The organism is Bartonella sp. MU70NMGDW (genome assembly GCF_042194085.1).
GTDB classification, from domain to species: Bacteria; Pseudomonadota; Alphaproteobacteria; order Rhizobiales; family Rhizobiaceae; genus Bartonella; species Bartonella grahamii.
The window spans coordinates 596-13,645 of sequence record NZ_JBHIMK010000052.1; the positions used below are offsets into that span (position 1 = coordinate 596).

Genomic DNA, 13,050 nt, shown 5'->3' on the forward strand with positions numbered 1-13,050 from the left:
AAAGAAGATGAAGGATCTGTAGGTACAGGATCACTTGGATCAGAGGGCGCTGACGGAGAAGGTGTTGGTGTAATAGGCACAGAGAAAGAAGATGAAGGATCTGTAGGTACAGGATCACTTGGATCAGAGGGCGCTGACGGAGAAGGTGTTGGTGTAATAGGTACAGAGGAAGAAGATGAAGGATCTGTAGGTATAGGACCACTTGGATCAGAGGGCGCAGACGGAGCAGGTGTTGGTGTAATAGGCACAGAGGAAGAAGATGAAGGATCTGTAGATACAGGACCACTTGGATCAGAGGGCGCTGACGGAGAAGCTGTTGGTGTAATAGGCACAGAGGAAGAAGATGAAGGGTCTGTAGGTACAGGACCACTTGGATCAAAGGGCGCTGACGGAGCAGGTGTTGGTGTAATAGGTACAGAGGAAGAAGATGAAGGATCTGTAGGTATAGGACCACTTGGATCAGAGGGCGCTGACGGAGAAGCTGTTGGTGTAATAGGCACAGAGGAAGAAGGTGAAGGATCTGTAGGTACAGGATCACTTGGATCAGAGGGCGCAGACGGAGCAGGTGTTGGTGTAATAGGTGTAGGTAATGGAGTGGGAACAGGGTCTGTAGGTGTAGGATCTACCGGCGCAGAAGGTGAAGGTGGAATAGGTAAAATTGTAGAAGAATCTTGTTTAGGACTAATATAAATACCCTCGAGACGAAAATCCCAAAAGTCCCGATCTCCTGCAACTAATCTATTCATAGGATCTGCTTTTCCAAAAGAAGAACTTGGGCCATAAGCACGAAGACGATATTGATAAGGCAAACCATTTATTGCAGTATAATCGCCCATTAGTTTAAAAGAATCTTCACGCGCATATCCAGAAACTTGGATAAGTGAAATACTGTTGCTTCCTTCACCGCTTACTTCCTTTTCTGAAGTTTTGGAAAAATTTTCCATCACGAGCAGTGTAGTGCCGGAAACATCTCCATAGATCAAAATACGATCGGTTTTTTGAGAATCAAACAAACCATCATCATTCAAAAACGTACTGAGCTTAATCTGAACATTACCCTCCGCATTGTATGCCTCCTTGTATCGTTCATTCCCGATACGCAATGTTTGATAACCGCTGGATACATCCCGATTGAAAATAAATGTACTATCAGAAAGACTCACAGATGAAAGTGATGAATCTGTAAAAACAGAACCCTGCAAACCTTTATATTTGCTTTTTGTGAGATACCAAGTAGAACCACGCGTTAATTCTAATCTAGCAGTAGAAGTATCTTCAACGTGCACACCCCCTGTAAGGGAAGACGCGCTTGCTTTAATAGATATAGAAGAGTTCTTTTCAGCTTTTAATAACAAATCACCAGAGATCTTTGTTGCTTCTGATAAATCAAGAGAAACACTAGCTCCATAACCGCCCTGCCCAGTAACATAAATAGCTGTACCATCTGGAACTGTGAAAGTTGTCTGTTTTAAACGAACAGATGCCTTTCCCATAGTGATTCTTGGCTCTTTTGAAACACCTTTTTGTCCATAATATTCGGCCACTGTGTTTGGATCTAATAGATTAAAATACAGACCATAAGCCCCCTTTCCCTGCACAGAAATATTTGAGCTCTCAATCTCAATATTTGTCTTCTTAAAAGCGTCTGATAGATCATAATTATGAATAGGCTGGCCTCTACTATTTACAAAAGCTGAAAAATTTTTAACCAAAAAGCCATGCATATCATTAAGCACAATAGAACTATTCCTCAATTGAACAGCGCCACCTTGAAATATGTCAAAAGCCTCTGGTAATTTATCGACACTTTCATTATCAACTATAGAAGTGTATTTTTTCCCTTTTCCCTCAATCGTCATGTTATCGAGAAGATATCTCCCCCCAAACTTTGTTGAAAACGCGCCAATCTCATTAAAAGTAACAGTGCTACCTGACATCCTAACAAATGCATTAAGACCACTTACAATCCCTATACCATTCGCATTCAAATTGTCTGGTTTAATCTCAACATTGACACGAACTAAAGCAACATTCGCCTCTTTCCCCGATGCATAAACAGCGTGCGAAGTTCCTTCAATCTTCCCGTCATTCATCTGAATAACTCCATTTAGAACACGAAGACCGGGGATATCCTTAAAATTTGAATCCGTTAGAATAAGCTTTCCGCCATCTTGTACGAATGCACCATATTGAGATATTTCATCTGAATTATCACCCGTAACAGTTATACGAGACGCATTAACAATTGTGCCTTGCTTTCCTACATATATAGCTGCAATAGGCGCAGCTTCCTGAGAATTTTTTAAGTAATAAACTTTATCTGCGAGAAAGTGTGTTTTTCTATCATCGCATCTATAAAATGGAGCCTCTGGATCACATAAACTTCCAGCAGCTTCAAGATGGAAAATTTGCAAAAAATAAAGAATAGCTGTTGTAAAAGTGCATAAAAATGTATGATTATAAAATACATTAACCATCATTCTTCATTACTCATATTTATCAAAGAATAACAATCATATAATATATAGTATAAACTTCATAAAATAAATATACAATAAATACTTAATTTAGTTATTAATATAACGCTTATATACTTATATATAAATTATTCTATATTTTATGGATAACTAAAAATGATATTGTAATCTACCAGAAAAGCTCATTCCAGAAAATCCTGCTTTTGTCAGTTTATGCTGATAATTTATATCTCCATGAAGTGCAAATTTCGAAGATAGTTTGGCATTAAAACCAAGCCCCGCTTCTAAAGAAGAACCAAAATCACCTAATTGGAAATCGTTTTTAAAAGAAACAAATTGCTTATCTTCAAAACTATGCAAATAAGAAAGCTTACTATAAAAAGAAACGGCACGTCCCTTTTCAGAAACATTAAGTGTCTTGCTTAAACGCCCACCAACACGCCCCACCCATTGATGAAATTTTCCTAAATCAACATCAATATTATCAACATCATGTGCCGGATTAAACTGAAGATGCTGATAAACAACCTGAATCTGCGGATCAAAAACAACACCTTTATCCCCTGTTGCAAACGTTCTGCCACTTGTTAAAGAACCGCTAAACTGTTTACCCTTTAACGTCACAACCTTGCCCCGTGCTAGTGTCAAAACATCTCCCTTAAAAAGTCCATACGATAATACTCCATCGATATAAAAACCCGTATTATGCTGTAAACTTCCATAGGCTCCAACAGACCATTTATCAAATGCGCTTTTTTTGCTTTGTTCAACATCCTCTGGGGTTAGAGAAAGATTTCCATAATTCCCCAAAGCCCCAAAGAATGTACGACTGTATAAACTCTCAATCTCGTTTAACAAAACACCTGCTTCGAGTGCACTATAATTCAGCTCAGCGTTATAGCCATATTCAAAAGCAGATAAATTGGAAGCATAATGATGACTACCACCATAAGCATGCAGAAAAAAGGCTGTCTTTTCATCATCCTTCCAAGAGGAATGAAAAGCATTCCGCATTGTCTCTACCGTCTTATTTTGCGTGGTCATATCCACTAAACCAGCATGAAATAAGGTATTTGGCAAAAGAAGATAAGTTGGCAATTGAGGAACAACAGCTCTAATTTGGAGATTAGGCTGAACATTAAGCGACACAGGAAGATTAGACGAAGGTTCAACAGGGTCAGAAGATGTAGAAGAAGAAGGTGTGGCAGATGTCAATGACGTAGGAAGTGGATCAGGGGGAGAAGGTGGAAGATCAACAGGATCAGAAGATGTAGAAGAAGAAGGTGTGGCAGATGTCAATGACGTAGGAAGTGGGTCGGGGGGAGAAGGTGGAGGATCAACAGGATCAGAAGATGTAGAAGAAGAAGGTGTGGAAGGTGTCAATGACGTAGGAAGTGGGTCGGGGGAAGAAGGTGGAGGATCAACAGGATCAGAAGATGTAGAAGAAGAAGGTGTGGCAGATGTCAATGACGTAGGAAGTGAATTGGGAGGCGGAGAATCTAAAGGATGAGATAATGAAAACGAAGCCAGTTTAATAAATGGACCATTATAAGTACCTATTCTAGAAGAAATATAGATACCTTCAAGACGGAAATCCCAAAAATCCCCCTCACCTTCCACTAATCTTTGCTTAGCATCCGCTTTTCCAAAGGGCGAATTCGGACCATAACCACGAATACGATATTGATAAGGAAAACCTTTCACTGTAGTATAACTATCATAACCATTGGCGAGTTGAAAAGAACCTGCCTGCGCTGTTCCAGCAACTTGAATAAGTGAAATGCTTTGATCTCTTCCTTCATGGACTTCTTTATTTGCAGCTTTTGGAAAATTTCGCACATGAATGAATGTCGTTCCCGAGACATCACCAGAAATCAATATACGATCGGTTTTTTGGGGATCAAACAAACCCTCATCACTCAAAAATGCACTCAACTTAATCTGAGCATTTCCCTCAGCACTGTAAACTTTTTTATCTTTTGATGCGAGAATTCTATCTCCTGCGCCTATATCCGCCCTTTTTCCAATGCGTAGCGTTTGATAACCATTCAATATATCTTCATCATAAAAGATCAGTGTACTATTGGAAAGACTTAGAGAAGAAAGAGATGAAACAGATTCCCGTAAACCATTGTATTTACTTTTAGTAAGATACCATGTTGAATAACGGGTTAACTCTAAATCAATAGTTGATTTATCGTCAACACGCGTCCCTCCTGTCAGAGAAGAAGAATTCGCTTTCACCAATAGAGAAGCGTTGTTTTCAGCTTTTAACAACAAATCACCAGAAATCTTTGTTTCATCAGATAATTCAAGAATACCTTCAGCCCTATAGCCTCTATTTCCCTTCGCATAAATCGCAATACCATCTGGAACTGTCATATTTGTCTGTGATAAATAAACAAATGCCTTCCCCGTGAGAACTTTTTGGGTTTCTAAAACTTTTTCATCATCTCGTTGCCTAGTCATCTTAGCAAGCTCTTCTGGAGCTAAAACATTAAAATACAGACCATGTACTCCCTCCCCTTTCACAGAAATATCGTTTTTTTCTATCTTAATACTTGTATTCTTAAAGCCATCTGGCGAAACATACTTTTGAATTAATTTGCCATTGTTTTCTACATAACCTGAAAAATTTTTAATCAAGAATGCGTGCATATTGTTAAGATGAATAAAACCTTTTTTCAAATAAACATCACCTCCTTGAAAAACCTCAAAAGCTTCCGGCAATACCCCCATAGCGCCATCACCATCTGTTCTAGCTTCCTCCCTCCTTCCTTGCCCCGTAATACACATAGTATCAAGAATATAGCGCCCCCCAAACCGAGTTGAAAATGAGCCAATCTTATTAAAATTAACGGTACCTTCTGACATTCTAACCATTGCATCAAAACCACTCATAATACCGATCCCTTTTACCTTCAAATTATCTGGCTCAATATCGATATTCACACTCTCTAAAGCAATATCCGTTTCTTTCCCCCATGCATAAATAGCATGTGAAGCACCCTTAATTTCCCCTACTGTCATGCTAATAACTGCATTTTGAGCACGAAGAGCAGGTATGTCCTTGAAATCTGCAAATGTTAGATTAAGTTTTCCACCATTTCTTACATACGCCCCATAGGCAGATATTTTATCTGGATTATCGCCATAAACTGTTATCTGAGAGGCATTAACAACAGTGCCTACTTTTTCTACATATATAGCTGCAATAGGCGCAACCTCCTGAGAATTTTTTAAGTAATAAACTTTATTTGCGAGAAAGTGTGTTTTTCTATCATCGCATTTATAAAATGCCTCTCCTGCATCACTTGAAGATCCTGCAGCATTAACATAAGCAACCTGAAAAAAATAAAGAATAGCTGTTGTAAAATTGTATAAAAATGCATGTTTGTAAAATACATTTATCACCATTCTTCCTTACCCCTATTTATTAACGAAGAACAATCACATAATGTATATTATAAACTTATTAAAATAAAATAAATATACGATAAATAGTTAACTTAATTATTAATATAACACTTATATACTTATATATAAATTATTCTATATTTCATGGATAACTAAAAAAGATATTGTAATCTACCGGAAAAGCTCATTCCAGAAAACCCTGCTTTTGTCAGTCCATGTTGATAATTTATATCTCCATGAAGTACAAATTTCGAAGATAATTTGGCATTAAAACCGAGCCCCGCTTCTAAAGAAGAACCAAAATCACCTAACTGGAAATCATTTTTAAATGAAACAAACTGTCTATCTCCAAAACTACGCATAAGATAAAGCTTACCATAGAAAGAAATAACACGCCCCTCTTCAAAGGGCGCAAGAAACTTAGTTAAACGCCCACCAGCACGTGCCGTCCATTGATTAAATTTTCCCATATCAACATCAAGACTATCAACATCACGCACACCATCAAACTGAAGATGCTGATAAATAAGCTGAAGCTGTGGATCAAAAACAAAACCATTACGCCCTATTGCAAATGTTTTACCACTGGTTAAAGAAGCACTTGACTGTTTACCTTTTAATGTTGCGACCTTACCCCGTGCAAGAGTGAAAACATCACCCCTAAACAAGCCGTAAGATAACAACCCATCCATATAAAAACCCGCATCATGTTGCAGACTTCCATAAGCAGCAACGGACCATTTATCAAATGGACTCTTTTTGCTCTGTTCAACATTTAGAGGATGGAGAGAGAGGTTTCCATAAGTTCCCATCACCCCAAACAATGAGCAACTCTCTGAACTCTCAATTTCTTTCAATAAAACGCCTGCTTCCAGTGCACTATAATCGAGTTCGGCTCCATAGCCATATTCAAAAGCAGAAAGATTTGAAGCATAGTGATAGCTTCCACCATAACCACGTATAAAAAATGCTGGATTTTCATCACTCTTCAAAGAACCTCGAGAAGAGCTTCGTATTGCCTTCAATTTTTTATTTTGAGAGACAAGATCCATCAAGCGGGTATGGAATAAAGCATTTGGTAAAAGGAGATAAGTTGGTAACTGTGGAACAACCGCTCTAATTCTTGGCTCGGACTGAATATCAAGCCTAACAGGAACAAACACAACTGGTGTAGGTTCAACTGGAACAGGCGGAGTGGGAACAGGATCTGTAGGTATAGGATCACTTGGATCAGAAAGCTCAAACGGAGTAGGTGTTGGTGTAACAACTGCAACTGGAGAGGAAGAAGCTGAAGGATCTACCGACGCAGAGGGCGCAGAAGATGAAGGATCTGTAGGCGTAGGTAATGGAGTGGGCACAGAACCTGTAGATGAAGGATCACCTAACTCAGAGGGCGTAGACGGAGAAGAGGCAGGTATAACGGCTGGAGATAGAGGAGTGGGTGCCGAATCTTTAGATGAGGATTCTACTGACTTAGATAACACAGATGCAGAAGGTTCAGAACTAACAGAAGTAGATGGCACAGACAACTCAAATGGAGAAGACGTAACCGAAGCAGATAGCTCCAGCACAGTTTCTACAGGGAAAGATCTAGCTAAATCAGACGGAGATGCAGGCATCGATTGTTTAGGTAAAGTTTCAACTGAAACAGAAGGAGATGGTATAGACTTAAGGTCAACAGGAGCAGATGGCACAGGCGACTCGGACGAAGGAGGTGTAGAGTAAACGGTTGGAACAGGTGTAGAAATACCCTCCGTAGAAGAAAGCTCGGTTGAAAAAGACAACTCATCTGAAGAAACCGTAGGTAGAGCAGACGGCATAGGTGGTTCAGGCATAGGAGCCAAAGAAGGAGATGTAACTGAATCAGATGGTGTAGGTATAGATTCTATATGCGAAGTTTCAACTGTATCAGTAGAAAGCAATGGTACAGATGTAGAATCGACAGGAGGAGAGGACGGTAAAGATACTTCAACAAAAGGAGGCGTAGATGGAGTGGAAGTAAGATCCGTATGAACAGGTTCAATAGTCTTAGTTTCAGAAGAATCAACTTTGGAACTCACATAAATACCTTCAAGGCGAAAATCCCAAAAGTCTCCATTGCCTGCAACTAATCTATTCTTGGGATCTGCTTTTCCAGAAGAAGAACTTGGACCATAAGCACGAAGATGGTATTGATAAGGAAAACTACCTATTGTAACATACCCACTGGCAAGTTGAAAAGAATCTTCACACGCGTACCCAGAAACTTGAACAAGTGAAACACTTTCACTTCCTTTATCACGGACTTCTTTTTTTGATTTTTCGGAAAAACCTTCCACTTGGAGAAGTGTAGTCTCCCCCGAGACATCACCATAAATCAAAATACGATCAACTTTTTGAGTATCAAATAAACCATCGTCATTCAAAAATGCACCGAGCTTAATCCGAGAATTACCCTGTGCACTATATGCATCCTTATGGACTAGTCCGTATAATGCTATCAACTCACCTTGTTTACTTATATCATCTATATCATCTATAATCGTTTTTTTTCCAATGCGCAGTGTTTGATAATTATTGGATATACTATTAAAAACAATAGTACTGTCTGAAAGACTTATATATGAGACGGATGTATCTATAGAAATACCTTCTTGTGAATCTTCGTTTTTACTTTGGATGAGATAATATTTACTTTGGGTAAGATACCATGTCGAGCCACGCGTTAACTCTAAATCAACAGTAGATGTATCTTCAACACGAATATCTCCTGTAAGCGTAGTGTCCCTAGCTTTTACGGTTATAAAGGAGTCGTATTGAGCTTTAAATAACAAATCACCAGAGATTCTGGTTCCTTCCGATAATTCAAGAGTAGCTTCAGCTCCCAAACCTTCAGGCCCCGTAGCATAAATAGCAATACCATCTGGAACTGTAAGAGACGTCTTTGACAAATAAACTGATGCAGTTCCCAGAACAATTTTTTCTGTTTCTGAACGTTTTTTATCATCTATATTCAACATATCAGCCCATCGATCTGAATCTAATGTATCAAAGTACAGACCATGTACCCCCATCCCGTGCACAGAAATATTTGATCTCTCAATATTAATATTTGTTTTCTTAAATTCATCTGATGAATCATAACTCTGAATTAGCTTGCCATTTTTATAGGCATAACCTAAAAAATTTGTAATCAAGAAGCCATGCATATCAGTAAGCAGAATAGAACTATCCCTCAAATGAACAGCTCCCCCTTGAGATATGTCAAAAGCTTCTGGTAATTTATCGACACTTTCATTATCAACTATAGCAGTGTATTTTTCTCCTTTTCCCTCAACCATCATGGTATCGAGAAGATACTTCCCCCCAAATTTTGTTGAAAATGCGCCAATCTCATTAAAAGTAACGGTACCACCTGACATCCTAACAAATGCATCAAGACCACTTACAATCCCTATACCCTTTACATTCAAATTGTCTGGCTTAATCTCAACATTTACACGAACTAAAGCAATATCCGTCTTTTTCCCCGATGCATAAATAGCGTGTGAAGTTCCCTCAATCTTCCCGTCGTTCATTTGAATAACTCCATTGAGAGCACGAAGACCGGGGATATTCTTAAAATTTGAATCCGTTAGAACAAGCTTTCCGCTATCTTGTACGAATGCACCATATTGAGATATTTCATCTGGATTACTACCCGTAACAGTTATACGAGACGCATTAACAATTGTGCCTTGCTTTCATACATATATAGCAGAAACCGATTTACCTTTAGAAGCGTTTAGAAAATCATAGGTTTTATTTTTGATTACGTGCTTCTTACCATCACTGCATGTATAAAACTGAGCCTCTGAATCACACGAAACTCTAGAAGCGTTAGAATTCGCACTAACAACCACGATTGGAAAAAAAGAAACAGCAGCTGTTGTAAGAGTATATAAAAACTTATAACTTTTAAATATATTAGCCATAACTCTATTACAACCTCTCCCCCCTTATATAAAAGAAGATAACACCTGCAATAACGCTAAGTTAAACATTCGAAAAATGAGAAGTATAAAACTTAAATATTCGTTTTATACTTCATACAAAATTCTATAATTGTGTAAAACTTATCTTATAATTTATGGTTATCTAAAAATGGTAGCGAAGACCCCCAGAAAAACTTACTCCAGAAAAACCAGCCTTGGTAAGCTTGTGCTGATAAGTCACATCTCCATGCAAAGCAAACTTTGAAGACAATTGAGCATTAACACCCAATCCAGCTTCTAGAGAAGAACCAAAAGCCCCTAACTGGAAAGAATCTTTAAAGCGCACAGCTCTTTCTTTGCCAAAATCATGGGCAAAATGAATCTTTCCATAGAAAGAAACATCACGATCTTTTTCAGACGCAGTCAGGGTCTTCATCAAACGCCCCCCCATACGCACCATCAATTGATCCAGTTTATCCATCTCAATATTAAAATTATCAATATCACGAGCCTCATTAAATTGAAGATGTTGATAAACAACCTGAACCTGTGGATCAAAAACAAGACCTTCATATCCTGTGGCAATTTTCTGACCACTCATCAAGGAAACACTTAAAGGGTTACCCTTCAATGTTGCAGTCTTACCCCGAGCAGTTGTCAGAACATCTCCCTTAAACAGACCATAGGATAAAAGACCATCAACATAAAATCCTGCATCATGTTGCATACTGCCATATACTGTAGCAGTCCATTTATCAAATGTACTTTTTTGGCTTTGTGCAACATCTTGAGGCTGTAGAGAGAGCTTTCCATAAGACCCCATAACCCCAAAGGATACAGTACTGTCAACATTTTCAACAGTTTGTAGCAAAACACCTGTCTCTAGCGCATAGTATACTAGATCCCCCCCATAGCCATATTCAAGCGCAGATAAATCTGAACCATAACGATAACTCCCACCATAACCACGCAAAAATGAAGCAGGATTTTCACGAATTTCCAACATCCCACTAGGATTATTCCGTACTCTCTCCAACTGCTTGTTTTGATTGCTAATATCTATCAAACCTACATGGAATAAACTATTTGGCAAAAGGAGATAAGTTGGTACCTGAGGAACAACAGATCTTACACCTCGTCGAGACGGAAAAACATTTTCAATCTTAGAAAGACTATCCGCAGAAGACACTGGAACAATATCCGCAGAAGATGCTGGAACAACATCATCAGAAGAGGTTTGAACAACATCCGCAGAAGGCGCTGGAACAACATCATCAGAAGATTCTGGAACAATATCCTCAAAAGAAGCATGTTCAGGAGGTGTACGTTTAGAAACCATAGGAGTACTTTTAGAAACATCAGATGTTTGAACATATTCATTTTCTAAACGAAAATTCCAAAATGCTCCTCCATTCAAAGCAAATCTCTGTTTAACATGCTCCTCCCCTCCAGTAGCTTTGGGTCCATAAGAACGAAGAACATATTTATAAGGCGCGCCATTTAATGCAACATACTGCCCATTCAGTTGAAAAGAGTTATATGATGCCTTTCCATAAACTTGAATAATTGAAACACTATGCGCTTTTTCATTTTTTTCTTCTAAACCTCCCGCAACCCCTTGTATATGGACTATAGTTTCTCCCGAAACATCACCATGAATGAGAAGCCGATCCGTTACTTGATTACCACTTGTATCACTAGGATTTAAACATGCATTCAAATGAATCCAAGCATCACCCAACGACCGATACACAACACCTGTTCCTTTTCCAATATAAAGCGTTTGATATGCATGATCAGTACTAGACTTTGGTTTTTTAAAAATAATAGAACTATTAGAAAGATCTACCGATGAAATAAACGAAACACCTCTATAATTAGGATTTTGTAATTTTTTATGTCTTGGTTGCAATAAAACCCACTGTGAATTATTTTTCAATCCAAGATTAGCTGTAGAACTATTATCAACCTGAGTTTGACCGACAAGTGCAGAAGCATCAGCAACAACCTTTATAGAAGAGTTACTCTCAACCTTCAGCAACAAATCTCCAAAAAGCTTTGTTTCCTTTAAAAATATAGAAGACTTTCCAGATTTACTGCTGTAAAGAGCTATGCTATCTGGAACGACAAAACGCGTCTTTTTCAAATCAACGCGCGATAACTCTTTCTCTAACGAACCATCTGATGCTGCTTTACCTTCAAAATGCATACCATAAAATGCATTACCTTTCACTGTAATATTGGAATCTCCAATATTAATCTGAGAACCTTTATCTCCCTGCAATAAAAGCCCATGAGCATCAGTGACATCAACAGACCCTTTCATAAAATCAACATAACCATCTTCAGATATGTGAAAAGCTGCCTGACGACCTGCATCCAGCCCTTGATCATCCTTGCCAGTACTCCCCTTGCCGGTAATAGAGACACCCTCTAAAATAAGGTATCCTTTTTCTCCTGCTTTAACCCCAACACTTCCTAGCCTAATTTTTGTATTCGTTAAATTAATTCTACTTCGAGATTTTCCTTCTGCAAAAGCCCCCGTTTTGATTGCATCAATCGATCCACCAGATAGTGTGAGGAAACCACCTTGAGCTTCCACCCCCACTAAAACGCCACTCAACGTAGAATCGCTCAGAAAGACGTTCGCATGTTCTGATGCCTTTACTCCATATGTCCAAAAATTCTTTTCCGAATTATTCTTTTCATCCAAAATACCCTTAACAGTTATATTCTTGCCACGAATAATTGTATCGCTTTTAGAAACCTCCATGGCTCCATGAACACCATTAATATTTTTATCCGTTCGTGAATAAACTTTATTATTAATTTCGTGCTCTTCACCATCAGAACACTGATAAAATGCTGCATTCTGATCACATGAAGACTGTTTTTTTTCAGAGGCAACTTGAGATTCAGCATTGTTTGCAAAAACATCAACATTGTGTGCAAAAAAAAGACATGCTGTTGTAAAAGTACATAAGGAGAAACGATTTTTAAATAGATTGACCATAATTACACCATAATCCCCCCCTCTTCTTACCAAGAATACACATAACGTATTAAAAGCTTAACTAATAGAAAAATATTCAACACGTTTAGGTTCTAATATGTGAGGTTTATTAGTATTTTTTGTGTTTTATGTAAATATGGAATTAAAAAATTACTCAAAAATACAATCTAAATCTGTCGCTTTTACAAAA

The 13,050-nt window shown here is 38.3% G+C and carries 4 protein-coding genes; all 4 read right to left on the bottom strand.

The window, feature by feature from the left end; translation table 11 throughout:
* Positions 1 to 2,480: autotransporter outer membrane beta-barrel domain-containing protein (locus ACFIKE_RS06100; protein WP_375648647.1), on the bottom strand; the 2,480-nt coding region annotated here is incomplete at its 3' end.
* Between the two features lie 147 nt (positions 2,481 to 2,627).
* Complete coding sequence (locus tag ACFIKE_RS06105) at positions 2,628 to 5,894, bottom strand: autotransporter outer membrane beta-barrel domain-containing protein (protein ID WP_375648648.1); 3,267 nt, start codon at positions 5,892 to 5,894, stop codon at positions 2,628 to 2,630.
* 152 nt (positions 5,895 to 6,046) lie between these two features.
* Complete coding sequence (locus ACFIKE_RS06110; protein ID WP_375648649.1) at positions 6,047 to 9,451, bottom strand: autotransporter outer membrane beta-barrel domain-containing protein; 3,405 nt, start codon at positions 9,449 to 9,451, stop codon at positions 6,047 to 6,049.
* A gap of 559 nt (positions 9,452 to 10,010) precedes the next feature.
* Positions 10,011 to 12,860, bottom strand: coding sequence for an autotransporter outer membrane beta-barrel domain-containing protein (locus ACFIKE_RS06115; RefSeq protein ID WP_375648651.1), 2,850 nt, complete (start codon positions 12,858 to 12,860; stop codon positions 10,011 to 10,013).
* Positions 12,861 to 13,050: the final 190 nt, after the last annotated feature.

What these genes read in the sequence shown, in the direction of transcription:
- ACFIKE_RS06110 (WP_375648649.1), bottom strand. Translation starts at nt 9,451, where the DNA reads ATGAACGACGGGAAGATTGAGGGAACTTCACACGCTATTTATGCATCG.
- ACFIKE_RS06115 (WP_375648651.1), bottom strand. Translation starts at nt 12,860, where the DNA reads ATGGTCAATCTATTTAAAAATCGTTTCTCCTTATGTACTTTTACAACA.
- ACFIKE_RS06105 (WP_375648648.1), bottom strand. Translation starts at nt 5,894, where the DNA reads ATGGTGATAAATGTATTTTACAAACATGCATTTTTATACAATTTTACA.